Genomic DNA, 24,285 nt, shown 5'->3' with positions numbered 1-24,285 from the left:
CGTGCTGAATATTCTGCAGGACGCCGACGAAGCAGTCGCGCCAATCTATGACGGGGCCACCGTGATGATCGGCGGCTTCGGCAAGGCCGGGCAGCCCGTCGAGCTGATTGAGGCCCTGCTGCGCCAGGGCGCCAAGGACCTGACCGTGGTGAACAACAACGCCGGCAACGGTGAGGAGGGACTGGCTGCACTCATCGGTGCCGGCCGGGTCAGCAAGATCATCTGCTCCTTCCCGCGCCAGTCCGATTCCCACATCTTCGACGCCAAGTTCCGCGCCGGGGAGATCGAACTCGAGCTGGTTCCGCAGGGCAACCTCGCCGAGCGCATCCGGGCTGCCGGTGCCGGAATCGGCGGTTTCTTCACGCCGACCGCCTACGGCACACCGCTGGCAGAGGGCAAGGAAACCCGTATGATCGACGGCCGCGGCTACGTCTTCGAGACGCCGATCCACGCTGATTTCGCGCTGGTGAAGGCGCTGAAGGCGGACCGGACCGGCAACCTTATCTACCGCAAGACCGCACGGAACTTCGGCCCAATCATGGCAGCCGCCGCGAAGAACGCCATTGTCCAGGTCCGTGAAATCGTCGAAACCGGGGACCTCGATCCGGAAATCATCGTCACCCCCGGGATCTACGTGAACTCCCTGGTCCAGGTATCCAGCGAGAAAGCACCGGCAGCAGCATGAGTGAGAAGGCAGTGAACACCATCGTGAGCGAAAAACTGGACCGCGACCAGCTGGCAGAACTGGTCGCCCGGGACATTGCACCCGGCTCCTTCGTGAACCTGGGCATCGGCCAGCCGACCCTCGTATCCAACTATCTCCGCCCGGAGCAGCACGTCACGCTGCATACCGAGAACGGCATGCTGGGTATGGGCCCGGAAGCCCATGGCGACGAAATTGACGGCGACCTGATCAACGCCGGCAAGATTCCGGTCACCGAACTGCCCGGCGCCTCCTACTTCCACCACGCCGATTCCTTCGCAATTATGCGCGGCGGGCACCTCGACGTTTGTGTACTGGGCGCCTTCCAGGTCTCGGCAACGGGCGACCTGGCGAACTGGCACACCGGCGCACCGGACGCAATTCCAGCAGTCGGCGGTGCCATGGACCTGGCCACCGGAGCCAAGGACGTCTACGTCATGATGTCCCTGTTCACCCGGGAAGGCGTCAGCAAGCTCGTCGCGGAGTGCTCCTACCCGCTGACAGGAGTGGGATGTGTCACCCGCGTCTACACTAATGAAGCGGTGTTCCTCCTGAAGGAGGACGGCGTCCATGTCCGCGAGACCTTCGGAATCAGCTTCGAGGAGCTTGCCGCCAAGATGGATGTGCCGCTGACCGCACCTTCCGCGGACGCAGCCTAGGACCTTCAATGGGGGATAAATGAGCGAAACCATCGCGGCCAGCGACCAGTTTGTACAGTCGCTGGCCCGCGGACTGTCCGTTATCCGGGCTTTCGATGCCGAACACGTGCAGATGACGCTCAGCGATGTCTCCCGCCGCACCGGACTGACCCGGGCCACGGCCCGGCGATTCCTGCTGACCCTGGTCGAGCTTGGTTATGTCCGGACCGATGGCCGCAGCTTCGAGCTGACAGCCCTGGTCCTCCAGCTCGGTTATTCCTACCTTGCCGGGCAGACCCTGCCCCAGCTGGCCCAGCCGCTGCTCGAGGATCTGTCCCGGGACATCCATGAGTCCACCTCGGCTTCCATCCTCGATGGAAACGAAATCGTCTACGTGGCCAGGATCCACACCCGGCGGCTGATGACTGTCGGGATCACTGTTGGGACCAGGTTCCCCGCCTACGCCACGTCCATGGGCCGGGTCCTGCTGGCAGGCCTGCCGGAGGACCGGCTCACGGCCTATCTGGCAGAGGTGGAACTCAAACCCCTCACGGAGCGGACACTGACTACCGAAGCCGATCTGCGCGCAGAAGTGCAGCGGGTCCGCGACCAGGGCTGGGCCGTGGTGGACCAGGAGCTCGAACGGGGCCTTCGCTCGGTGGCGGTCCCAATTTTCAGCCCGTCCGGTGAAGTGGTTGCTGCGCTGAATACCTCGATGCAGGCAACGCTCGGACTGGATGGTCCTACACTGGAGGAAGCGGCGGCCTCCGTGCTGCCGCATCTGCAGGAGGCTTCACGGAAAATCACGCAGGCCCTGGCGGCGCGGAGCTAGGCTTCGACCGCACGTGCCGGCAGGCCGGAATTCAACCCCGGCCAGTACCGGTCACAGGCTGTGGGTGGAGTCTGCTAGACTTATTACAATTGTTTGTGTGGCAGTGGATGAAGGCCGCTCGCATGTTCTCCGGATTTATCCGAAGTGCGGGTGGGGGCCTGTTTCCGGGTTGCAGGGTTCTTGTGCAACGAATGCCACACTTTTGCACGCCTACGGTCGCTTTCGGTTCAACGGAACGTCTCGGGGCACTGCGGCAACAAACTTTGAAAAGCGTCGCCTGAGGCTGCAGACAGCCGGCAGCCCGGCGTTGCAACCAGAGAATCTATCTCGAGATAAACGGAGAACTGATAAGTGCCTACGATTCAGCAGCTGGTCCGGAAGGGCCGCTCACCCAAGGTCTCCAAGACCAAGGCTCCCGCCCTTAAGGGCAGCCCGATGCGCCGTGGTGTGTGCACCCGTGTTTACACCACCACCCCGAAGAAGCCGAACTCGGCTCTGCGCAAGGTAGCCCGCGTCCGCCTCAACGGCGGCGTTGAAGTTACCGCCTACATCCCCGGTGTGGGTCACAACCTGCAGGAACACTCCATCGTGCTGGTCCGCGGTGGCCGTGTGAAGGACCTGCCCGGTGTCCGTTACAAGATCGTTCGCGGCGCGCTTGACACCCAGGGTGTCAAGAACCGCAAGCAGGCTCGCAGCCGCTACGGCGCGAAGATGGAGAAGAAGTAATATGCCCCGCAAGGGTCCGGCCCCCAAGCGGCCGCTCGCAGTTGATCCCGTCTACGGCTCCCCGCTGGTCACGCAGCTGATCAACAAGGTCCTCGTCGACGGCAAGAAGTCCACCGCCGAGCGCATCGTTTACGGTGCCCTCGCCGGAGCGCAGGAGAAGACCGGACAGGATCCGGTTGCAGCCCTGAAGAAGGCCATGGACAACATCAAGCCGAGCCTTGAGGTCAAGTCCCGCCGCGTTGGCGGTGCCACCTACCAGGTTCCCGTTGAGGTCAAGCCCGGCCGCGCAACCGCCCTGGCACTGCGCTGGCTCGTCGGCTACTCCAAGGCCCGCCGCGAGAAGACGATGACCGAGCGTCTCCGCAACGAAATCCTGGATGCCTCGAACGGTCTTGGTGCTGCTGTCAAGCGTCGCGAAGACACCCACAAGATGGCCGAGTCCAACAAGGCCTTCGCCCACTACCGCTGGTAATAAGCCTTTCCAAGATTCTCTTCAGCCCAGGCCCTGCGGCCCGCTTCGGCGGGCCTCGGGGCCGAAGGCCGAATAGATGACCGGCGGGGCCCAGAACCAAAACTAGGGAGAAACCGTGGCACTCGACGTGCTTACCGACCTCAACAAGGTCCGCAACATTGGCATCATGGCCCACATTGATGCCGGCAAGACCACCACCACCGAGCGCATCCTGTTCTACACCGGTGTCAACCACAAGATTGGTGAGACGCACGACGGCGCCTCGACCATGGACTGGATGGCACAGGAGCAGGAGCGGGGTATCACCATTACCTCCGCAGCTACCACGTGCTACTGGGACAACAACCAGATCAACATCATCGACACGCCGGGTCACGTTGACTTCACTGTCGAGGTTGAGCGGTCCCTGCGCGTGCTCGACGGCGCCGTAGCCGTATTCGACGGCAAGGAAGGCGTGGAGCCGCAGTCCGAGACTGTCTGGCGCCAGGCTGATAAGTACAACGTTCCGCGTATCTGCTTCGTCAACAAGATGGACAAGCTCGGCGCTGACTTCTACTTCACCGTCGACACCATCATCAACCGCCTCGGCGCCAAGCCGCTGGTCCTCCAGCTGCCGATCGGCTCCGAAAGCGAATTCGAGGGCGTTGTTGACCTCCTCGAAATGCGTGCACTCACCTGGCGCGGCGACGCCAAGGGTGACGTGACCATGGGCGCCAAGTACGAAGTTGAGCCGATCCCCGCAGACCTGCAGGAAAAGGCCGAAGAGTACCGCGCAATGCTGGTTGAGACCGTCGCTGAAGCCAGCGACGAGCTGATGAACAAGTACCTCGAAGGTGAAGAACTCACCGTTGAGGAACTGAAGGCCGGCATCCGTAAGCTGACCGTCAACTCCGAGGTCTACCCGGTGCTGTGCGGCTCTGCGTTCAAGAACCGCGGCGTACAGCCGATGCTTGACGCCGTCGTCGCCTACCTGCCGAGCCCGCTCGACGTCCCGAACATCACGGGCCACGACATCCGCGACGAAGAGGTCACCCTCGAGCGCGCCGCTGATGCCAATGCTCCGTTCGCGGCGCTGGCGTTCAAGGTTGTGACGCACCCGTTCTTCGGCCGTCTGACCTACATCCGCGTGTACTCCGGTCACGCTGCTTCCGGCACCCAGGTCATGAACTCGACCAAGCAGAAGAAGGAGCGCATCGGGAAGCTCTTCCAGATGCACGCCAACAAGGAAAACCCGGTCGACGAGATCACGACGGGTCACATCTACGCTGCTATCGGCCTGAAGGACACCACCACGGGCGACACCCTGTGCGACCTTCAGAACCCGATCGTGCTGGAATCCATGAGCTTCCCGGAGCCCGTGATTTCCGTGGCCATCGAGCCGAAGACCAAGGGTGACCAGGAGAAGCTCTCCACGGCCATCCAGAAGCTCTCCGAAGAGGATCCGACCTTCCAGGTCTCCCTCGACGAAGACACCGGCCAGACCATCATCGCCGGCATGGGCGAGCTCCACCTGGATATCTTGGTGGACCGCATGCGCCGCGAGTTCCGCGTCGAAGCCAACGTGGGCAAGCCCCAGGTTGCTTACCGCGAGACGATCCGCAAAACGGTCGAGCGCTACGATTACACGCACAAGAAGCAGACCGGTGGTTCGGGTCAGTTCGCAAAGATCCAGATCGCGATCGCACCGCTGGATACCGCCGAAGGCGCTATGTACGAGTTCGAGAACAAGGTCACTGGTGGCCGTGTTCCGCGCGAATACATCCCCAGCGTCGACCAGGGTATCCAGAGCGCCCTCACCGACGGCATCCTTGCCGGCTACCCGGTTGTCGGCATCAAGGCAACGCTGATCGACGGCGCTTACCACGACGTTGACTCTTCGGAAATGGCGTTCAAGATCGCCGGCCGCCAGGCTTTCAAGGAAGCCGCACGGATGGCCAGCCCGGTTCTGCTTGAACCGATCATGGATGTTGAAGTCCGCACCCCTGAGGAATACATGGGTGAGGTCATCGGTGACATCAACTCGCGCCGCGGGCAGATGCAGTCGATGGAAGATGCCAGCGGCGTAAAGGTCATTCGTGCCCTTGTTCCGCTGTCCGGCATGTTTGGGTACATCGGTGACCTGCGGTCCAAGACCCAGGGACGCGCCGTTTACTCGATGTCGTTCAACAGCTACGCAGAGGTCCCGAAGGCAGTAGCCGACGAGATCATCCAGAAGACGCGCGGCGAGTAAGACCCTGGCCGGTGTCCGGAGCAATTCGGACACCGGCCGTGCGCAGCCTGTTCCACGGACCAAAATCCCGAAGACACAGGGTGCGCGGCCAGACTGAGCGGAACCTGCAAGGATCCGCAGCACAAGGCAATTTCATCAAAATAACAGCCCCCCAGTAGACTTGTATCGGATCAGTTGCGAGAAGCGCGGCTGGTGATTCAGTCTTCTAACCTTTCTAGGAGGAACCCGTGGCGAAGGCAAAGTTCGAGCGGACTAAGCCGCACGTCAACATCGGCACCATTGGTCACGTTGACCATGGAAAGACGACGTTGACCGCTGCCATTTCAAAGGTGCTTGCTGACAAGTACCCTGACCTGAACGAGCAGCGCGACTTCGCTGCTATCGACTCCGCGCCCGAAGAGCGCCAGCGCGGTATCACCATCAACATCTCGCACATCGAGTACCAGACCGAGAAGCGTCACTACGCACACGTTGACGCCCCCGGCCACGCTGACTACATCAAGAACATGATCACTGGTGCAGCTCAGATGGACGGCGCAATCCTCGTGGTTGCCGCTACTGACGGCCCGATGGCTCAGACCCGCGAGCACGTTCTGCTCGCCCGCCAGGTTGGTGTTCCCTACCTGCTGGTCGCACTGAACAAGTCCGACATGGTTGAGGACGAGGAACTTCTCGACCTTGTGGAAATGGAAGTTCGCGAACTGCTGAGCTCCCAGGAGTTCGACGGCGACAACGCTCCCGTCGTGCGCGTTTCCGGCCTGAAGGCACTGGAAGGCGACCCCAAGTGGGTTGCCTCCGTCGAAGAGCTGATGGAAGCCGTTGACAACAACGTTCCTGACCCCGTCCGTGACAAGGACAAGCCGTTCCTCATGCCTATCGAGGACGTCTTCACCATCACCGGCCGTGGCACCGTTGTGACGGGCCGCGCCGAGCGCGGTACTCTCGCCATCAACTCCGAGGTCGAGATCGTCGGCATCCGTCCGGTCCAGAAGACCACGGTTACCGGTATCGAGATGTTCCACAAGCAGCTTGACGAAGCATGGGCCGGCGAGAACTGTGGCCTGCTGCTCCGCGGTATCAAGCGCGAAGACGTAGAGCGTGGCCAGGTTGTCGTCAAGCCGGGGTCCATCACCCCGCACACCGACTTCGAGGCCAACGTCTACATCCTGTCCAAGGATGAAGGCGGCCGCCACAACCCGTTCTACTCGAACTACCGCCCGCAGTTCTACTTCCGCACCACCGACGTCACGGGTGTTATCACCCTGCCCGAGGGTACGGAAATGGTTATGCCCGGTGACAACACCGAAATGACCGTTGAACTGATCCAGCCGATCGCAATGGAAGAGGGTCTCGGCTTCGCTATCCGCGAAGGCGGCCGCACCGTTGGATCCGGCCGCGTCACCAAGATCATCAAGTAATTTGATGTTCTGACGCTCGGACCGTTCGGTTCAGCATTGAGGAGGCCCCGCTGCTACGGCAGCGGGGCCTTCTTGCGTTCCGCGAGGGGCGGTCCTGGCCGGGTTCCCAGGGCGGTGGCCAGCGCGGTGCCGCACTCCAGGCCGTCTGCGAAAGCGCGTACGGCATTCAGGCCGGCGGCGGAGGCCGCCCCGCCAATGACCGTGAACGGAATTCCTTCCGCCTCCAGCCCGCGGGCCAATTCGGTGTTCTCCACCTGGCCGGCGGCGACGACGACGGCGTCGGCGGGGATCAGAAGGTCCCCACCGTCCGGACGGGTCACCAGCAGTCCCCGGTCGCTCACTTGCCGGTAGGAAATTCCAGTCAGCATGTGCACACCTGCGCTGCGCAGCGCCTGGAGCGCAGCCCAGCGGGTGGAGGACCCGATTCCCGCGCCGATGCGTCCGCTTCGGCGCAGCAGGGTGATCTGCGCTGATCCGCGGCCGGCGGCCGTGGCACCCGGCAGCTCCCGCGCAAAACGTTCAACCGACTGCTCTTCCGTCTCCGGCCAGCCCGCGTCCGGAGATATAAGCAGGTGGGCCAGGTCCACAGCGATACCTCCCGCGCCCACGACGGCGATGCGGTGTGCGGCACGTAGGGCTGCCGGATCGGCAAACGCCTCCCGGTAGTCCAGGACCGGAATCCGGCCCTGACCGGGCAGGGGCACGGAGCGGGGGAGTACCCCGGTGGCGTCCACCACATGGCTGAACCCGGCCAGATCTGCCGCCTGGACCTGCACGCCAGTGCGGATCCGGACGCCGAGCCGGGGCAGTTCCCGGCTGAAATACCTGACCGTCTCGAGGAAGTCCGCCTTCCCCGGCACCTTTCCCGCCATCAGGAACTGTCCGCCGATACCCGGCCCAGCCTCAAACAGGACCACCTGAACACCGTGCCCGGCGAGGGTTGCGGCTGCCTGGAGCCCCGCCGGGCCCGCACCCACAACCGCTACGGCAGCGCGGGCAGGAAGCCGGGCGTGATCCGGGAACCGGCCGGCGCTCCGGGAGCGGATCGGTTCCTCTCCCGGAGCGGACCTCCCAACGGGGAACTGCACCTCCACGGGGTAAGCCGATTCGCGTCCGGCCCGCGGGTTGACCAGACAGGAAACCGGTTCCGTGCCAAAGGACCGGTCGATGCAGGCTTCGTTGCAGGCAATGCAGGTATTGACCAGCTCCGGCCGACCGGCGGCACTTTTAGCCACGATCCGCGGGTCGGCCAGGAAGGGCCGGGCCATGGACACAAAATCCACCTGTCCAGCGGCCAGCGCGGCGTCTGCCTGGGCCAGGGAGTTGATGCGGTTGGAACCAATCACCGGGACCGGGCGCTCCTGCAGGGCCAGGGCGGTCCTGATCCGGGCGGCAACCGGCAGCCAGTGACCGTGCGGCACCAGGGCCTGGACTGTGGGAACCCGTGACTCATGCCAGCCGATGCCGATGTTCAGGGCGTCCGCACCCGCCGCTGCGAGGGCGGCAGCCAGGCGGCGGTATTCCGCCGGTGAACTGGATCCCGGCAGCAGGTCGTCGCCGGACAGCCGGAAGACTACCGGGTAGCCCGGCCCGGCGGCGTCCCGCACGGCGGCGAGTACTGCCAGCGGAAAGGCCTGCCGCCGCACCGGATCTCCGCCCCAGGCATCGTCGCGGAGGTTGGTCGCTGCCGACGCAAACTGATTCACCAGATAACCCTCGGAACCCATAATCTCCACGGCGTCGAAGCCAAGCGCCTGCGCCAGCCGGGCAGCGCTGGCAAAATCGGCCAGAGTCTGCGCTATCTGCTCCTGGTTCATGGCAGCAGGCATGCTTCGGGAGTAGTCGGACCAGACAGCGGAGGGTGCCAGGGGCTGCAGGCCGAAGGTGTCTTCAAAGGCGTACCGCCCGGCGTGGAACAGCTGGAGCGCCAGCCGCCCGCCGGCGTCGTGCACCGCCTCCAGCGCCGCACCGGCAGCGTCCTGGAAGGCACCGCCGGTTGTCACCAGATAGGTCCTGCCGCCGGAGCCTTCCCGGTTGACCGCGGCGCCGCCGGTGGTGATCAGGGCTGCGCCCCCGGCCGCCCGTTCGGCGTAGAACGCGCCCAGCGCACGGGGATCGGCTTCGAAGTTCAGGTGCATGGAGCCCATGAGGATCCGGTGCGGCAGGTCCATCGTGCCGATCGAACCGGGCGCGAAGGCAGCTGGAAACATCCGGGCTCCGGGGCGGGGGTCCGTAGGCACCGGCTTACCGCCGGCCGCCCGCGCGGCCCAGGAGATCCCTGGCGATCACGGCCTTTTGGATCTCGTTCGTGCCTTCTTCGAACCGCTGCGCCCGGGCATCGCGGTAAACCCGTTCGATCGGCTGGGTCCGCCAGTAACCGATGCCTCCGTGCACCTGCAGCGCTTTGTCGGTGACCCGGGTCAGCATGTCGACGGCGGTCAGCTTCGCCATTGAGGAGAGCGCTGCTGCCTCCGGCTCGGAAGCCTGCCAGGCGGCCGCCGCCGTCAGGGTGAGGGCCCGGGCGGCGGCAATATCGGCTGCGTTTTCAGCCAGCATAAAGGCGATGGCCTGCCGGGAAGCCAGCGGTTTGCCGAAGGTCGTGCGTTCCAGGGCATAGGCCACTGCCAGCTGCTGAGCACGCTGGGCCAGCCCCACACAGCTCATGGCCACGGAAATCCGGCTGGGGGTGAGGAACCCGCCCAGCGCCACCAGCAGACCGTCCCCCTCGGCGCCCAGCCGGTTCGCCACCGGAACCGGTGAGTCCGTGAACGTCAGCGACGCATGGTCGGTGCCGCGCACCCCCATGGTCTCCGAGGTATCTTCGACCAGTGCTCCCGGAACATTGCGGTCGACCAGCAGGGCCACGGTTCCGTCCCGGCCGGTGCTGCCCGCCAGCCGGGCGAACAGCAGCCAGTAGTCGCAGCGCACTCCGAAGGTGATGAGGTGCTTGCGGCCCGTGAGGTAGTAGGTGTCCCCGTCGCGTCGGACAGTGGAGGTGATATCCACACCGGTTCCGTTGCCCGGCTCGGTGAGGGTGAACGCGACCGTGAGATCCCCGGCCACCGCCGGGCGGATGACGTCCCGGCGCTGCCGTTCGTCCGCGAACGGGTTCATGGCCCGCCAGGTTCCGTTCAGTACGTGCACGATCATGCGGATCGAAGCGTGCGAGCGGGAGAAGACCTCCATCAGTCCCATCCACTGCACAAAGCTCAGTCCGGTCCCGCCCAGATCCCGCGGTGCGGCCAGGGACAGGAAACCTTCGGTCCGCAGCTGTTTCCACAGCGCGTCCGGTGTGCTGCCCGCCGCCTCGATCTCCTCCGCCCAGGCTTCGCCAGGCCCCTCAACCCAGTCTTTAACCCTTTTGAGCAGGCTTTGGTACTCGGGTTCGGGAACGGAGCTGCCCCGCCCATCCGCAGTAATGCCGCTGGTCTTCACGCCTGGCTCCTATCCTCGCCCGCCTGGTCACCTGCGAGTTCGCGCGCCCGTTCACGCAGCAGGTATTTCTGTACTTTGCCGACGGGGTTGCGGGGAATGGCCTGAACCACTTCCAGATGCTCGGGCCAATAGTGCTTCGATACCTGGAAACTGTCCAGGTATCCGGTGAGGTCCGCGAGCGTCAGGTCCGCCCCGCCGGCGGGGACCACAAACGCGCAGGCCCGTTCGCCCAGCCGCGGATCGGGCATCGCGGCCAGCGCTACGTCCTCCACCCCCGGGTGGCGGTAGAGCAGCTGTTCAATCTCCGCCACCGGGATCTTCTCTCCCCCGCGGTTGATGACATCCCGCACCCGTCCGGTGATGCGCAGGTACCCGGCGTCGTCGAGCGTGGCCAGGTCCCCGGTGCGGTACCAGCCGTCCTCTGTGAAGGCTTCCTTGGTCAGGTCCGGGCGGTCCAGATAACCCTCGAACAGGGTGGGGCTCAGGAGCTCGAAGTTGCCTTCGGTGCCCGCCGGCAGCAGCTGCCCCTCGTCACTGACGATCCGGGCCCGCACACCGGGGAGCAGACGTCCGTCCGTTCCCCAGACCAGCGCCGGCTCGCCGCCGGGGGAGGAGACCGAGCCCAGGCAGGTTTCGGTGGTCCCGAAGGCTCCGCAGACGGCGGTGTCCAGCACACGGGTTGCACGTTCGGCCAGGTGGCGCGGAACGGCTGCACCGGTATTAACGAAGATCCGCAGGCTCGGGGGAGCTGCGGCGCCGGCCTCGACCGCCTTGACCAGGTCGGAGAGGAAGGGGGTAGCGGCCTGGACGAAGGTGCCTTTCCAGCCCCGGAGCATGGTCAGCGCCCGCTCGGGCTCCCACACCGCCTGCAGGATCTGCGGCGCTCCCAGCACGAAGGACAGCCACATTCCGTAGAGGAAACCTGTCTGATGCGCCAGTGGAGAGGGAATGAAGACGGCGTCCGAGCTGTCCAGCTCCAGCTGGTGTGCCTCCATAGCCGCAGCCCGGCTGAGTGTGCTGTGCCGATGGAGCACTCCCTTGGGCTCACCGGTGGTCCCGGAGGTGAACAGCAGCTGCGCCGGCGCATCAGGAGCCGGGGCTGCAGCGTCAATCAGCTCCCGGTCCACCTCCGTCTCGGCCAGCTCCTGTTCCCACCCGTGCCAGACGACGCCCCGCTCGCGGACCGGCAGCGGCGGAGCAGCGCCGCCGACGACCACCACATGCCGGACCGCCAGATCGTAGTCAGGATCGGCGCCTGTGCCGGCGGCCAGGATCCCGGAGAGCTCGGCAGCGTAGTGCCTGCCGCGGAACTCTTCGGGAACAACAACGACGGCGGCCCGCGAGCGGTGCAGGGCAAAGGCGACCTCCCGCTCGCGGAAGATCGGCATCAGGGGTGCGGCCACCGCCCCGATCCGAAGGACTGCAACCGTGAGGAGGACGAATTCGCTCCAGTTCGGCAACTGGAACGCCACCCGGTCCCCGGGCCGGACGCCCAGGCTAAGCAGCATCGCCGCGATCCGGTCCGCTCCGGCATCCAGGCCGGCCCAGGTCAGGTGCCCGGTGCCGGCCGGGCGTCCGTCCACGACGGCGGTGTCCGCCGGACGTTCCTTCGCCCACCGGCGGACCCAATCAGGTCCGGTCACGGTGGAACTTTCCTCGATACCGCGAACCGTGAGCTGCGCCGGACGGGGTCCTTGGCGGGAACGCGGGTTCTTCCGGCGAAGGACCCGGCCCTCCTCGACCTGCATGGACAACCCGAAGGAGTTCATGGCTTCCAGGAACTCGGGATAGGAGATGCGGTAGGCGTTCGGATAGGTAAGGGTTGACCGGCCCTCCGCCGCCGATGCCGCGATGGCCAGGGACATGAGCACCCGGTGGTCGTTGAAGGAGGAAAGATCCGCACCGGCCAGGCGGGCCGGGCCCCGGACACGCAGCTCATTGCCGGTGATCCGCACGTCCGCGCCCATGGAATTCAGCTGCAGCATCGCGGCGACCCGGTCCGATTCCTTCAGCCGCACGTGCTCCACATTGCGGAACACGCTCTCGCCGTCCGCGCAGGCGGCCATGACCGACAGGATCGGCAGCATATCCGGCACGAGGCGGCAGTCGATGTCAGCCGGACCCAGTCGCAGGCCGTCGTGCCGGACCCGCACCGCGTCCGAACCGGCGTCGTAAGCCATCGGCAGTCCCATGCCCGCTGCGATGTCGAGGAAATCAGCCTCCGGGTGATCGGCGCCCGCAGCGGTGACGGAGGTCAGCCCGTGCAGCAGCAGATCGGCTGGATGGAGCGCGGCCGCGGCCAGGCCGAAGGCCGCGGACCCGATGTCCGGGGGCATCCGCAGGTCTGTGGGCACGGCCTGCTGCCCCGGCGGGATGTCGAACCGGTGCCAGTCCTGCTGGACTTCGACCTGCAGCCCGAACCGGCGCATCATCTGGACCGTCAGTTCCAGATAGGTACGTTCGTTCAGCGTTCCGTCCACCACCACGGTGGTGGGTGCCGACGCGAACGGTGCGAGCAGCAGGAGACCGGAAATCCACTGGGAAAGCGTTCCGGCGATGTGGACTTCTCCGCCGGTCGGGGCATGGGCACGGACCCGCAGGGGCGGGCAGTCAGTGGGGGAGACGACGTCGACTCCCATTTGCCGCAGCGCCGCCAGGAGCGGGCCGATGGGCCTGCGCTGGAAGTACTTTTGACCGGTGACCGTAACGTCCCGCGACCCCAGGGCCGCGAGGCCGGCCATGAAGTAGAGGGTGGTGCCGGAGCTGCCGGCGGAGATGCTCTCTCCGGCGGGGACGTACGGACCGCCGTGGACCACGTAGGTGCCGCCGTCAACGTCTATCCGGGTACCGAGCCGGCGCAGCATTGCCACCGTGTAATGAACATGCCGCGCGTCGGTCAGCCCGGTAATACGGCTGGTCCCGGGTGCGAGGGAAGCCAGGATCAGCGCCCGGTGGGCATGGTATTTGGAGTTGGGCACCTGTGCTTCCCCACAGATGCGCTGCTGTGTTCCCAGGACCGAAAGATGCATGGCGATATAGCCCTTCCACCGGCTGCTGTACGCGTCCAGGCGGCCACCCCGGAGCCGAGGCTATCAGTTCGGGAAGACCCCCGGAACAGGCTGCGCATCCAGCACCGGTGAGGGTCCGTCAATTTGTTCCAGGCAGGGTCCGCGGCGGTGTTGTCCACAGGGTGGGACTGGCAGTCCCCGGTCCGTGTCCGCCCGCCTAGGATGGGGAGCAGCACCGACGGTAGAGGGGAACACGGCTGGTCATGGGGGAATTCATCTTAGTTTTGGCTGTCGCGGCGGCCGGGTTCACGGTGGGGCGGTTCTCCACCCGGAAAGACGCAGCCGCCAGGAACAGCACCGCTTATGGCCGGGGCCTTCCGCATCCCGCACAGATTTTCGAAGAGGGTTATCAGGCGGGCCTGTTGGATGCCGCCTCTGTCCAGGCTGATACTGCTGCCGGGGCCGGATACACGATGTCCCAGGGGCTCGCCAAGCCGCAGCCTCAGACCCGGACCCGGCAGCAGGGCCGCAGCCAGCCCCAGCAGAGTGCCATTCCCCAACAGAGCGCCACACACCAGCAGCGTGCCCAGTCCCCGGGCAGCGCAGGCCGGCAACCTGCTCCGCCCCCGCCAACCTGGGCACCAGCCCCCGCTCCCGCAGGTTTCGCCTCCCGCGCGGCGGCTCCTTCGGCCTTCGACGGTCCGGCCGCACCGGCGCCCGTATCTTCCGTCTCCGCCCCGTCTTCCGTCCCCGCCCCGCGGAATATTCCGGTTCCGCCGAACGCATCTGCCCCGCCGTCCTCCCTCCCGGTGCAGCCCCGCAGCCCCCGGCCTCCGGCGCCGCCCCGGCCCCGGACCGAGTCCGAGCTGGCTGCGGACAAGCGGCGCCGGGACCTGCGCAATATCAACATCACCCTGTACTCGGCGAGCCTGCTGCTGGTCGCTGCGGCTGCGCTCTTCATCGGTATCTCCATCCCCGAAGAAGCCAGGTTTGCCGGGATCGTTCTTCTCACGGCGCTGTTCTACTCCTCCGGGCTGGTGATCCACTCACGCCGGAAGAGCCTGCGGCCGGCAGCCGTTGCCTTTACGGGCACCGGCCTGGCCCTGATCCCGGTTGTAGGGCTGGCGCTGCACAACTTCCTCCTGCACGATGCGGCCCTGGCCTGGCTGGCCACGTCTCTGGTGGGCACCGCGGCTTTTGCCTACGCTGCTGCCCGGCTGGACAGCCGGGTCGTGACCTACCTGGCCCTGACCTTCCTGCTCTCCACCGCGCTGGCCTCCGGCGCAGCGGTCCGCTCCGGGATCGTCTGGTATTTCGTCTTCACCGTTCTTCTCGCAACCCTGGTGAGCCTTGCCGCGGTCCGCCGGCCGGGGTGGCTCAGGAACGTCTACCTCGACGCCTTCGTGCGCTCCCACCGCTACCTGGTCCCGGCCACCGCCGCTGCGGCTTTGCTCACGGCCGCCGAACTGGGATGGGGTCCGCTGTCCGTCCTGTTCCTGGCCATCGCCGGGTACTACGCCGTCCTGGTGTGGCAGGGACCCGCAGAACAGGCCCTGGTGCACAGCTACGGGGTCCGCGCCGCAGCGACTGCCGGGCTGGTGTCCGCGGCCCACTACTTCCTCGGTTCCGTGCCGCTGACTCTCTTGACGGCCGTGGCGCTGCTGGCGGTGCAGGCCGCAGCCCTCTTTGTCTATGAGCCGCGGTATGCCGCAGCAGCACGCCAGCACACCACGCCCGCCCGGGCCGGCCGTTATTTCCACGTCGATGCTGCCGCGGTCCTGGGGCTGCAGTTCCTGGCAGGGGTGCTGGCAGCCCTGGTCTTCGGCCTCGACGTCCGCGGCGGAAACGGCAACCTGTTCGCCTACGCCGGTTCGGTGGTCCTGGTCTTGGCCGCGCTCTGTGCAGCGGCCTGGAAATTCCGGGGCGCCGCTGAGCCCGCTGCCGGTGCTGCCCTGCTGCTTGGCGTGCTTCCCCGCGTGTTGACAGGGCAGGCGCCGCTCTGGCCGCTGCTGCTGGCGCTGGCAATGCTCACCGGATACACCGTGCTGCGTGCCGGCCGCGCCAGTGGAGACGAACGTGGATCGTTCGTGCTGGCGGCGCGGTGCGCAGGGATCCTGCTGGTTCCGCTCGCTGTTTACACTGTCCTCGAATCCCAGGCTCCGGATGCCGCCTGGACCTGGACGCTGGCCGGAGGAATTGCGGCCGTGGCGGCGAACCAGGCCGTCTCCGCGGTGCGCCTGGCGGCGGGCCGAGCGGAGAAGTTCCCGAACGGCGAGCTCGCGTCCTCCATCTGCATCGGCATAGTGCTGGCGTCCGCCCTGCGCTTTGTGGAAGCGCCCGCATCCGTCCTGGCGCTGTCCGCCCTGTGGGTCCTGGTGGGCGTCAACGTCCTGTCCTCGCTGCTGCGCCGGCCGGAAGCCGCCGCCGCGGCGCCTGCAGGCTTCGCTGCCGCCGCAGTGCTCGGGGCCGGGATGATGGGGCTGACCGGATACGAACTGCTGACCGCCGCGGCTTTGGGCTACTGTGCCCTGCAGATGCTGAAGTTCTCGCCGCAGCCGGCCCGCGGCGTCTATCTGGCAGCAGCACAGGCCCTCTTCACGCTGCTCACCGGCCTCGTTGGCGCCGATCTGGGACTCAGCATCCATGGAGTCTTCACCGCCATAGCACTTTCGCTTGCGGTGCAGCACGTTCTCCGCATCGTGCTGCACCGCAGGCTCGCCGCAGTCGGGCTGGGCCGGGTGCTGGACTGGGGAACCCTCGTGGCTCTGGCCGTGCTTCCGCTGGCGTACTACGCAGTGCGTGCGGATGCCGAGGCAGGTACCGGAACCGTGCTGCTGCTCATTGCCGCAATCAGTGCCGTCACCACCCAGGCAGTCTCCGCGTTGGTGCCCAATCGAGCCGCTGCGCCCGGACGGAGCATTCTCGAGGACACGGCCGAAGCCGCGGCCCTGGCGCTGCTGCTCACGCTGGGCCTCCGGCTGGCGGACGCACCCGCACCCGCGCCGGCCCTGGCCGGACTGTGGGCGGCGTTCAGCGCGAACCTCTTGACTGCCGTTCTGCACCGCGGCACCAGGCTGGCGCTGGCGGCCCCGGCAGGGCTGCTGGCAGCGGCCCTGCTTGGTGCAGGCCTGCTGGGACTGCGTGGCTACCAGCTCCTCTTCGCCGCCGCCCTGGCGTACTGCGTGGTGCTCCTGCGTGACCGGGGCAACGCGTTCCGCGGAGCCTATCTGGCGGCGGCGCAGGTGCTTGGCAGCCTCGTCGCAGCCCTGGTGGCTGCAGACCTGGTGGGGCATATTAACGGGTTCTTTATCGCGCTGGCAGTCTCCTCCGCTGCGGCACAGATCCTGCGGACTCTGCTGCACCGGCGGGTGGAACCACTGGGCCTCGCGGAACCTTCCCGGTGGGGCGGGCTGGCGGTGCTGGCACTGCTTCCCCTTACCTACGCGGCGGTGCCCGGTCCGGCGGAAACGGAAGTACTCCTTGCGCTCATCCTCACGGCCGCCGCAACCGCCCTGTTCACGCAGTGCTCCGCCGCCGCGGGAATCCGGAGGAAAGCTCCGCTGCCCAACGCTGCGGTCCTGACAGTCTCCGCTGCCGTGGCCGTGCTGGCAGCGGAGCTTGCTGTCCGGTCCCTCGAGCACCCGCAGACCGGCTGGACCCAGGTGCTGATCTGGGCCGCGCTGGGCGCGAACGCCGCCACCGCGCTGATGCTGCGCCCGGGCAGGTGGGAAGGACTTGCTGCCGGCGGCTTTGCGGCAGCAGCCCTGGCCGGAGCCGGCGTCTGGGGCCTGCGGAGCTACGAGCTGCTGCTTCTGCTGGCGGTGGCGTACGGCGGATACCTCGTGACGCGCCGCAGCCAGCCCAACCGAGGGCACTATCTGCTGGGCGTACAGATCCTGGCCGCCGTCCAGGCAGGCCTCCTTGCCGCTGACGCCGGAGCCGGAATGCATGGGGTGTTCGCTGCCGCCGCGGTGGTCCTGGCCGCGGCCCAGGCCGTGCGTGCTGGTCTGGAACCCCGGCTGGGCGGCATCGGCTTCGCAGCCCCCGCCCAATGGACGACCATGGCCCTGCTGGCTTCCGCCCCGGTTGTATATACCGGCTATGCATGGGCAGCCGGGACGGGAGCGCAGCGGGATGTCGTGGTGGCCCAGCTGCTGCTGCTCCTGGCCGTCGCTGCCGCCGGATTTGCCCGCTGGCGTGCAGCCGCGTTCCTCTACCCGGGTATTTACGCGCTCGGAGCGCTGCCCCTGCTCCTGACTGGCCTGACGCGGTTCAGCGGGCAAGGCGTACTGCCCGGACCGGTCCTGGGCCCGCTGGCAGCCGGCCTGGTGCTGACCGCCCTGGCCGCAGCAGCTCTCGCAGGTGAAGCACGGCCCGCGCTTGCCCTGCCGGTCCGCACTGCCCTTCTCACTGCTGCAGCGGCTTACCCGGCTGCAGTGCTGCTCCTGGCAACGGAGGAGTACGGCCTGATGCTGACCGCGCTCTCACTGACCGCACTCGCTGCCGTCTTCCTCACGGTTTCCTACACCCGGACCCGTCCATGGCTGGCGGTGGGTGTGCCGCCGCTGCTCTGCATCGCAGCGCTGGCCGCCGTCGGGGAATTCCAGAACTCCGTCCTGGGGGTTCCCCTTCCTCAGGGGTACGGATATCTGTGGCCGGCCTGGGCCGCTGCCCTCCTGCTCCAGGCACTGCGGATGTTCATTTCGCTGGCTGACGGGGTGGCAGGGAGGCAGCTGCGCTCCCGGATTATGGGTTCAGCCGCTGCCTTCGCGCTTGTTGCCGGATCAGTTCCTGCCATGGGGGAGTGGAACCATTCAGCGCTGGCCGGTTCGCTGACCTTGCTGGCGGCACTGGCGCTTGCTGTCCGGGAAGCGCCGGACACGCTGCGGGAACAGGCCGCGCAGGCGGCTGTCCTCCCGGCGGCGCTCGCTGTGCAGCGGATGGGCTGGTACCTCGCCGGAGATCCTCTCGACGCCTTCTGGTCCGTTCAGTACTGGGCCCTCGTCCTGGCGGGCCTGGCTGCCTGGCAGTATCTGCGGAAACGGGAATCCAGCTTCACATTCCTGCTGGGGGCATCGGCGGTGATTCTCTCCGGCAGCGGCCTGACAACCATTGGGTCCGGAGGGACGGCCGAGCAATTGTGGGCGCTGGTGGCGCACGCCGGGCTGCTTGCCTTCGGCCTGCTCGCCAGCCGCAGGCTCTTCACCATCTGGGGTGCCGCGGGAGTCGCATTTGCTGTCCTCTGGTATCTGCGCGGCTACACGTTCCTACTCCTGGCCCTGCTTGCCGCCGGGTTGATTGCCCTCGCCGTCTGGCGGCTGACAAAGGTTCGAAGCGAACCGGAAGAGGTCAGCGAAAAGGAAGAGAGCCGGTCCTGACACCGGCGGAGGTCCTCCGCTAGGCTCGATGCATGGAAATCCTTATCCTGCTGGTCATTGCTGCCGCGATCGTCGGTGGCTTCATGTGGAGCCGCCGGCACTTTTCCCATGAGATCGACCGGGCGAAGCGGATCCGGCGCGCTAACCGGGAGGACCGCCCCTGAGCGGAGCCGCCTCAGGCCGGAAGGCTCTGACCGGAGGAACCGGAACACTCGTGCCTCCTGGGCACCGGTTTTTCGGGCCGGACGGGCGTCTGGGCTAGACTGAAGAAAATGACGCGCCAGGCACACGGGTATCCCGCAGGCAGGCGCGGCCATCTGCTAGTCGTCAGACTGGGAAGCTGTGCGCTGATTCGCGTTCTGCCCACCGATCTGGCAAACTAGAGAAGTTGTTCAAGCGCTTTTGTGCCCGCACGCGCTGAGCAGGCCGTGGTAAACGGCACTGTGTGCGTGTTGAGATTGCGTCCCGGCCAGGATAATGCCTGGCGCAGGGTCCGGTCCTTCAGGGGAAAAGCCCATATATGACCCGCCCCCATTCTTGTACGGGTGTTGCCAGTTTCGAATCTGCGACACGCCCGAGCGCGGGGGTCGGAGCCTCGGCAGGTTGAGGAACCCGGAGCTTCCGGATTCAGCTTGTTGGAGGAGCGCCGGGGCCACCATGGCCGCCAGGGGCAAAAACTGTACAGAGAGCAATACTCGAAGAAAGAGGCACGACGCCATGGCGGGACAAAAAATCCGCATCCGGCTGAAGTCGTATGACCATGAGGTCATTGACGTATCAGCACGGAAGATCGTTGAGACGGTCACGCGTGCAGGCGCAACGGTAGTAGGCCCCGTGCCGCTGCCCACGGAAAAGAACGTGTACTGCGTTATCCGTTCGCCGCACAAGTACAAGGACAGCCGCGAGCACTTTGAAATGCGCACGCACAAGCGTCTGATCGACATCATTGACCCCACGCCTAAGGCCGTTGACTCGCTGATGCGTCTTGACCTGCCTGCAGACGTGAACATCGAAATCAAGCTGTAGGGGGGAGCAGATACTTATGTCTTCTTCACTTACCCGCCAGGTTAAGGGCCTCCTGGGCACCAAGCTGGGCATGACCCAGGTCTGGGACGAGAACAACAAGCTCGTCCCCGTCACCGTGGTCCAGGCTGATTCCAACGTCATCACCCAGCTGCGCGACGCGGCCAAGGACGGCTACACCGCCGTTCAGATCGGCTACGGCCAGATCGATCCCCGCAAGGTCACCAAGCCGCTGGCAGGACACTTCGAGAAGGCCGGCGTTACGCCGCGCCGTCACGTTGTTGAACTGCGGACCGCTGACGCCGACACCTACGAGCTGGGCCAGGAACTCTCTGTTGAGATGTTCGAAGCCGGCCAGAAGGTCGACGTCACCGGAACCTCCAAGGGCAAGGGCTTCGCCGGTGTCATGAAGCGTCACGGCTTCCACGGCGTCGGTGCCTCCCACGGTGCCCACAAGAACCACCGCAAGCCCGGCTCGATTGGTGGCGCATCCACCCCCGGCCGCGTCTTCAAGGGTCTTCGGATGGCCGGCCGCATGGGCGCCGTCCGTCACACCACGATGAACCTCACCATCCACGCCGTGGATGTTGAGAAGTCGCTGCTGCTGATCAAGGGTGCCGTTCCCGGCGCCCGCGGCCAGGTCGTCCTCGTACGCACCGCCGTGAAGGGAGCTTAGTCTCATGGCTAACGAAACCACTGTTGAATTCCCCGCAGCGATCTTCGACGTTCAGACGAACGTACCGCTGCTGCACCAGGTTGTTGTGGCACAGCTTGCCGCCGCACGCCAGGGCACGCACAAGACGAAGACCCGCGCAGAGGTTAGCGGTGCAGGCCGCAAGCCGTTCAAGCAGAAGGGTACCGGCCGCGCCCGTCAGGGCTCGATCCGTGCGCCTCACATGACCGGTGGCGGCGTTGTCCACGGACCGACGCCCCGCGATTACAGCCAGCGCACCCCCAAGAAGATGATTGCCGCCGCCCTGCGCGGAGCACTCTCTGACCGGGCACGCAACGGCCGCATCCACGTGCTGGAATCCCTGGTAGCCGGCGACACGCCGTCGACCAAGGCCGCACGCGAATCGCTGCGTTCACTTTCCGACCGCAAGAACATGCTCGTTGTTATCGAGCGCGCCAATGATGTTGCTGCACTTTCCGTGCGCAACCTCACTGCTGTTCACGTGATCTATGTAGATCAGCTGAACACCTACGACGTGCTCGTTGCCGATGACGTGGTCTTCACCAAGGCTGCCTACGACGAGTTCGTTGGCAAGAACACTGTCAAGGAGGACGCCAAGTGAGCGCGACCACCGCTAAGGATCCGCGCGACGTTGTGCTTGCACCCGTCGTCTCGGAAAAGAGCTACGGCCTGATCGACGAAGGTAAGTACACCTTCCTGGTCGACCCCCGCTCGAACAAGACCGAGATCAAGCTGGCCGTGGAGAAGATTTTCTCCGTCAAGGTCGACTCGATCAACACCATCAACCGTGCCGGTAAGCGCAAGCGGACCAAGTTCGGATGGGGCCAGCGCAAGAGCACCAAGCGTGCGATTGTCACCCTGAAGGACGGCACAATCGACATCTTCGGCGGTCCGCTCAGCTAGAGCGGAGACCACTTTAACGAGGAATAAATAATGGGAATCCGTAAATACAAGCCGACTACCCCGGGCCGCCGCGGCTCGAGCGTAGCCGACTTCACCGAAATCACGCGGTCAACGCCGGAAAAGTCGTTGGTTCGCCCGCTCCCGAAAAAGGGCGGCCGTAACAACACCGGTAAGATCACGACCAGGCACAAGGGTGGCGGACACAAGCGCCAGTACCGCCTGATCGACTTCCGCCGGCATGACAAGGACGGCGTCGACGCCCGCGTTGCAGAGATCGAATACGATCCGAACCGCACCGCCCGCATCGCGCTCCTGCACTATGTTGATGGCACCAAGCGTTACATCATTGCGCCGAACAAGCTCAAGCAGGGCGACTTCGTCGAGGCCGGCGCCGGGGCTGACATCAAGCCCGGCAACAACCTGCCGCTGCGCAACATCCCCGTGGGTACCACCATCCACGCCGTTGAACTGCGTCCGGGCGGCGGTGCCAAGATGGCCCGCTCCGCCGGTGCGTCCGTTCAGCTTGTTGCCAAGGAAGGCCGCTTCGCACAGCTGCGGCTGCCCTCCGGCGAAATCCGCAACGTTGACGTGCGCTGCCGCGCAACCGTCGGCGAGGTTGGCAACGCCGAGCAGTCCAACATCAACTGGGGCAAGGCCGGCCGCATGCGCTGGAAGGGCGTTCGCCCGACCGTCCGCGGTGTCGCCATGAACCCCGTTGACCACCCGCATGGTGGTGGCGAAGGCAAGACCTCAGGTGGACGCCACCCGGTCAACCCGAACGGTAAGCGCGAAGGCCGTACCCGCCGCCCCAATAAAGAGAGCGACAAGCTTATTGTGCGTCGCCGTCGTTCCGGCAAGAACAAGCGATAGGAGCCTGGAAACATGCCACGCAGCCTGAAGAAAGGCCCCTTCGTCGACCAGCACCTGTTCCTTAAGGTGGCGGCCGAAAACGAAAAGGGCACCAAGAACGTCATCAAGACGTGGTCCCGCCGCTCGATGATCGTCCCCGACATGCTCGGACACACGATCGCCGTGCACGACGGACGCAAGCACATTCCGGTGTTTGTCACCGAGTCGATGGTCGGGCACAAGCTCGGCGAATTCGCTCTGACGCGGACATTCCGCGGCCATGTGAAGGACGACCGCAAGGGCAAGCGCCGCTAGGCGCTGCTCTTTCGGCAGAAGACGAGAGAAGGAAAGCAATGGAAGCCAAGGCAATTGCGCGTCATATCCGCGTAACGCCTATGAAGGCCCGGCGCGTCGTCAACCTTGTTCGTGGCAAGCAAGCGAATGAGGCTCTGGCAATTCTGAAGTTTGCCCCCCAGGCAGCTTCGGAGCCGGTATTCAAGGTAGTTCAGTCGGCTATGGCCAACGCACGTGTCCTCGCGGACCGTGACGGCGTGGCCTTCGACGAAGGTGACCTCTACATCAGCGAAGCATTTGTTGATGAAGGACCCACCATGAAGCGGTTCCAGCCGCGTGCCCAGGGCCGCGCCTACCGCATCAACAAGCGGACCAGCCACGTCACCGTGGTTGTCGCAACCCCGAAGAACGAGGAGGACCGTTAAGTGGGACAGAAGGTAAACCCGCACGGGTTCCGACTCGGCATCACCACTGACCACGTTTCGCACTGGTTTGCTGACAGCAACAAGCCGGGCCAGCGTTACAAGGACTTCGTCCGCGAGGACATCAAGATCCGTCAGCTGATGTCCACCGGTATGGACCGCGCCGGCATCGCCAAGGTTGAGATCGAGCGCACCCGCGACCGTGTCCGTGTGGATATCCACACTGCACGTCCGGGCATCGTCATCGGCCGCCGCGGCGCCGAAGCAGACCGCATCCGCGGCGAGCTCGAGAAGCTCACCGGCAAGCAGGTTCAGCTGAACATCCTCGAGGTCAAGAACCCCGAGATGGAAGCACAGCTTGTTGCCCAGGGTGTTGCTGAGCAGCTCTCTTCCCGCGTGGCTTTCCGCCGTGCGATGAAGAAGGCCATCCAGTCCGCACAGCGCGCAGGTGCAAAGGGTATCCGTATCCAGTGCTCCGGCCGTCTGGGTGGCGCTGAAATGAGCCGTTCCGAGTTCTACCGCGAAGGCCGTGTGCCCCTGCACACCCTCCGCGCGAACATCGACTACGGCTTCTTCGAAGCAAAGACCACCTTCGGCCGCATCGGCGTGAAGGTATGGATCTACAAGGGCGACGTCACTTCCAAGGAACTGGCTGCACAGCAGGCTGCTGCACCGTCCCGCGGACGTTCCAGCGACCGTCCGGGCCGTGGCCCGGCCGATCGTGGGGACCGTGGAGGCGACCGTCGTCGTCGTAACGACCGCGGCGACAAGGCCGCCGCGCCTGCTGCAGAGGCTCCGGCCGCTGAGGCAGCTGCCCCCGCAGCAGAAGGAGGACAGGCTTAAATGCTTATCCCACGTCGAGTCAAGTACCGCAAGCAGCACCACCCGGGTCGTTCCGGCGCTGCAACCGGTGGCACCGCCGTCAGCTTTGGTGAGTGGGGTATCCAGGCACTTACGCCTGCATACGTAACCAACCGCCAGATTGAAGCTGCCCGTATCGCCATGACGCGCCACATCAAGCGCGGCGGAAAGGTCTGGATCAACATTTACCCGGACCGTCCGCTGACGAAGAAGCCTGCTGAAACCCGCATGGGTTCCGGTAAGGGTTCTCCGGAGTGGTGGGTTGCAAACGTCAAGCCGGGGCGGGTTCTGTTCGAACTCTCCGGTGTTTCCGAAGAGGTAGCTCGCGAGGCACTGCGCCTGGCGATCCATAAGCTGCCGTTGAAGGCACGCATTGTGCGTCGCGAGGGTGGTGAATAG

21 protein-coding genes are annotated in these 24,285 nt (G+C 65.5%); 18 read left to right on the top strand and 3 right to left on the bottom strand.

Translation table 11 applies throughout. The features are described 5' to 3' along the window. Nucleotide 1: 1 nt before the first annotated feature. The 7 genes from ArtHe_RS10570 (at nucleotide 2) to tuf (ending at nucleotide 7,019) form a co-directional block, all read left to right on the top strand. Nucleotides 2-685 carry a 3-oxoacid CoA-transferase subunit A gene (locus ArtHe_RS10570; RefSeq protein ID WP_248316738.1) on the top strand — a complete coding sequence of 228 codons (684 nt, stop codon included), beginning with the start codon at nucleotides 2-4 and terminating at the stop codon, nucleotides 683-685. After that, nucleotides 682-1,362: a 3-oxoacid CoA-transferase subunit B gene (locus ArtHe_RS10565; RefSeq protein ID WP_282568682.1), complete on the top strand. Its 681-nt coding sequence runs from the start codon at nucleotides 682-684 to the stop codon at nucleotides 1,360-1,362. The genes ArtHe_RS10570 and ArtHe_RS10565 overlap by 4 nt, the downstream gene beginning before the upstream one ends. Nucleotides 1,363-1,381: 19 nt before the next feature. After that, nucleotides 1,382-2,173, top strand: coding sequence for an IclR family transcriptional regulator C-terminal domain-containing protein (locus ArtHe_RS10560; protein WP_248316737.1), 792 nt, complete (start codon nucleotides 1,382-1,384; stop codon nucleotides 2,171-2,173). A 351-nt stretch (nucleotides 2,174-2,524) separates the two neighbouring features. Then, complete coding sequence (gene rpsL / locus ArtHe_RS10555; RefSeq protein WP_055239341.1) at nucleotides 2,525-2,899, top strand: 30S ribosomal protein S12; 375 nt, start codon at nucleotides 2,525-2,527, stop codon at nucleotides 2,897-2,899. Between the two features lies 1 nt (nucleotide 2,900). Further along, nucleotides 2,901-3,371: a 30S ribosomal protein S7 gene (rpsG, locus tag ArtHe_RS10550; protein WP_055239342.1), complete on the top strand. Its 471-nt coding sequence runs from the start codon at nucleotides 2,901-2,903 to the stop codon at nucleotides 3,369-3,371. Between the two features lie 115 nt (nucleotides 3,372-3,486). After that, nucleotides 3,487-5,601, top strand: a complete 2,115-nt coding sequence (gene fusA / locus ArtHe_RS10545; RefSeq protein ID WP_066295961.1) for an elongation factor G — start codon at nucleotides 3,487-3,489, stop codon at nucleotides 5,599-5,601. Between the two features lie 227 nt (nucleotides 5,602-5,828). Further along, entirely contained in the window at nucleotides 5,829-7,019 is a 1,191-nt protein-coding gene (gene tuf, locus ArtHe_RS10540) for an elongation factor Tu (protein ID WP_066295960.1), read from the top strand. Nucleotides 7,020-7,072: 53 nt separating this feature from the next. On the opposite strand, the gene ArtHe_RS10535 is transcribed toward tuf, so the two are convergent. From ArtHe_RS10535 to aroA, 3 genes are read right to left on the bottom strand one after another with little or no spacing between them, the layout of a single operon-like run. Then, nucleotides 7,073-9,259 (bottom strand): FAD-dependent oxidoreductase, encoded by a 2,187-nt coding sequence (locus tag ArtHe_RS10535; protein WP_248316736.1) that lies wholly within the window; start codon nucleotides 9,257-9,259, stop codon nucleotides 7,073-7,075. Between the two features lie 4 nt (nucleotides 9,260-9,263). Further along, nucleotides 9,264-10,454 (bottom strand): acyl-CoA dehydrogenase family protein, encoded by a 1,191-nt coding sequence (locus ArtHe_RS10530; protein WP_248316735.1) that lies wholly within the window; start codon nucleotides 10,452-10,454, stop codon nucleotides 9,264-9,266. After that, complete coding sequence (gene aroA, locus ArtHe_RS10525) at nucleotides 10,451-13,483, bottom strand: 3-phosphoshikimate 1-carboxyvinyltransferase (RefSeq protein ID WP_282568681.1); 3,033 nt, start codon at nucleotides 13,481-13,483, stop codon at nucleotides 10,451-10,453. The genes ArtHe_RS10530 and aroA overlap by 4 nt, the downstream gene beginning before the upstream one ends. 242 nt (nucleotides 13,484-13,725) lie before the next feature. Here aroA and ArtHe_RS10520 point away from each other — a divergent pair, with 242 nt between their 5' ends. The 11 genes from ArtHe_RS10520 to rplP all read left to right on the top strand — a co-directional run bounded on the left by ArtHe_RS10520 (nucleotide 13,726) and on the right by rplP (nucleotide 24,285). Then, nucleotides 13,726-18,840, top strand: coding sequence for a hypothetical protein (locus ArtHe_RS10520; protein WP_248316733.1), 5,115 nt, complete (start codon nucleotides 13,726-13,728; stop codon nucleotides 18,838-18,840). Between the two features lie 32 nt (nucleotides 18,841-18,872). Further along, nucleotides 18,873-19,004: a hypothetical protein gene (locus ArtHe_RS17875; RefSeq protein WP_255220882.1), complete on the top strand. Its 132-nt coding sequence runs from the start codon at nucleotides 18,873-18,875 to the stop codon at nucleotides 19,002-19,004. Between the two features lie 553 nt (nucleotides 19,005-19,557). Beyond that, nucleotides 19,558-19,866 carry a 30S ribosomal protein S10 gene (gene rpsJ / locus ArtHe_RS10515; protein WP_003803825.1) on the top strand — a complete coding sequence of 103 codons (309 nt, stop codon included), beginning with the start codon at nucleotides 19,558-19,560 and terminating at the stop codon, nucleotides 19,864-19,866. Nucleotides 19,867-19,882: 16 nt separating this feature from the next. Further along, nucleotides 19,883-20,539 carry a 50S ribosomal protein L3 gene (gene rplC, locus ArtHe_RS10510; RefSeq protein ID WP_066295948.1) on the top strand — a complete coding sequence of 219 codons (657 nt, stop codon included), beginning with the start codon at nucleotides 19,883-19,885 and terminating at the stop codon, nucleotides 20,537-20,539. Nucleotides 20,540-20,543: 4 nt separating this feature from the next. After that, a complete protein-coding gene (rplD, locus tag ArtHe_RS10505) occupies nucleotides 20,544-21,158 on the top strand; it encodes a 50S ribosomal protein L4 (RefSeq protein ID WP_248316732.1) in 615 nt (204 codons plus the stop codon). Then, on the top strand, nucleotides 21,155-21,460 hold the full coding sequence (rplW, locus tag ArtHe_RS10500) for a 50S ribosomal protein L23 (RefSeq protein WP_066295939.1): 306 nt from the start codon (nucleotides 21,155-21,157) through the stop codon (nucleotides 21,458-21,460). The genes rplD and rplW overlap by 4 nt, the downstream gene beginning before the upstream one ends. Before the next feature lie 30 nt (nucleotides 21,461-21,490). Further along, nucleotides 21,491-22,330, top strand: a complete 840-nt coding sequence (rplB, locus tag ArtHe_RS10495) for a 50S ribosomal protein L2 (protein ID WP_066295936.1) — start codon at nucleotides 21,491-21,493, stop codon at nucleotides 22,328-22,330. Nucleotides 22,331-22,342: 12 nt separating this feature from the next. Further along, nucleotides 22,343-22,624 carry a 30S ribosomal protein S19 gene (rpsS, locus tag ArtHe_RS10490; protein ID WP_066295933.1) on the top strand — a complete coding sequence of 94 codons (282 nt, stop codon included), beginning with the start codon at nucleotides 22,343-22,345 and terminating at the stop codon, nucleotides 22,622-22,624. Between the two features lie 38 nt (nucleotides 22,625-22,662). Continuing rightward, entirely contained in the window at nucleotides 22,663-23,028 is a 366-nt protein-coding gene (gene rplV, locus ArtHe_RS10485; RefSeq protein ID WP_066295929.1) for a 50S ribosomal protein L22, read from the top strand. Continuing rightward, a complete protein-coding gene (gene rpsC / locus ArtHe_RS10480) occupies nucleotides 23,029-23,868 on the top strand; it encodes a 30S ribosomal protein S3 (protein WP_248316731.1) in 840 nt (279 codons plus the stop codon). Further along, on the top strand, nucleotides 23,869-24,285 hold the full coding sequence (gene rplP / locus ArtHe_RS10475) for a 50S ribosomal protein L16 (protein WP_055239353.1): 417 nt from the start codon (nucleotides 23,869-23,871) through the stop codon (nucleotides 24,283-24,285).

The organism is Arthrobacter sp. Helios (assembly GCF_023167125.1).
Lineage (GTDB): Bacteria > Actinomycetota > Actinomycetes > Actinomycetales > Micrococcaceae > Arthrobacter_B > Arthrobacter_B luteolus.
Note: the sequence above shows the minus strand (reverse complement) of the source record. Positions and strands in the feature narration are given on the sequence as shown.

What these genes read in the sequence shown, in the direction of transcription:
- ArtHe_RS10565 (WP_282568682.1), top strand. Translation starts at nt 682, where the DNA reads ATGAGTGAGAAGGCAGTGAACACCATCGTGAGCGAAAAACTGGACCGC.
- ArtHe_RS10560 (WP_248316737.1), top strand. Translation starts at nt 1,382, where the DNA reads ATGAGCGAAACCATCGCGGCCAGCGACCAGTTTGTACAGTCGCTGGCC.
- rpsG (WP_055239342.1), top strand. Translation starts at nt 2,901, where the DNA reads ATGCCCCGCAAGGGTCCGGCCCCCAAGCGGCCGCTCGCAGTTGATCCC.
- aroA (WP_282568681.1), bottom strand. Translation starts at nt 13,483, where the DNA reads ATGCATCTTTCGGTCCTGGGAACACAGCAGCGCATCTGTGGGGAAGCA.
- ArtHe_RS10520 (WP_248316733.1), top strand. Translation starts at nt 13,726, where the DNA reads ATGGGGGAATTCATCTTAGTTTTGGCTGTCGCGGCGGCCGGGTTCACG.
- ArtHe_RS17875 (WP_255220882.1), top strand. Translation starts at nt 18,873, where the DNA reads ATGGAAATCCTTATCCTGCTGGTCATTGCTGCCGCGATCGTCGGTGGC.
- rpsJ (WP_003803825.1), top strand. Translation starts at nt 19,558, where the DNA reads ATGGCGGGACAAAAAATCCGCATCCGGCTGAAGTCGTATGACCATGAG.
- rplC (WP_066295948.1), top strand. Translation starts at nt 19,883, where the DNA reads ATGTCTTCTTCACTTACCCGCCAGGTTAAGGGCCTCCTGGGCACCAAG.
- rplD (WP_248316732.1), top strand. Translation starts at nt 20,544, where the DNA reads ATGGCTAACGAAACCACTGTTGAATTCCCCGCAGCGATCTTCGACGTT.
- rplB (WP_066295936.1), top strand. Translation starts at nt 21,491, where the DNA reads ATGGGAATCCGTAAATACAAGCCGACTACCCCGGGCCGCCGCGGCTCG.
- rpsS (WP_066295933.1), top strand. Translation starts at nt 22,343, where the DNA reads ATGCCACGCAGCCTGAAGAAAGGCCCCTTCGTCGACCAGCACCTGTTC.
- rplV (WP_066295929.1), top strand. Translation starts at nt 22,663, where the DNA reads ATGGAAGCCAAGGCAATTGCGCGTCATATCCGCGTAACGCCTATGAAG.
- rplP (WP_055239353.1), top strand. Translation starts at nt 23,869, where the DNA reads ATGCTTATCCCACGTCGAGTCAAGTACCGCAAGCAGCACCACCCGGGT.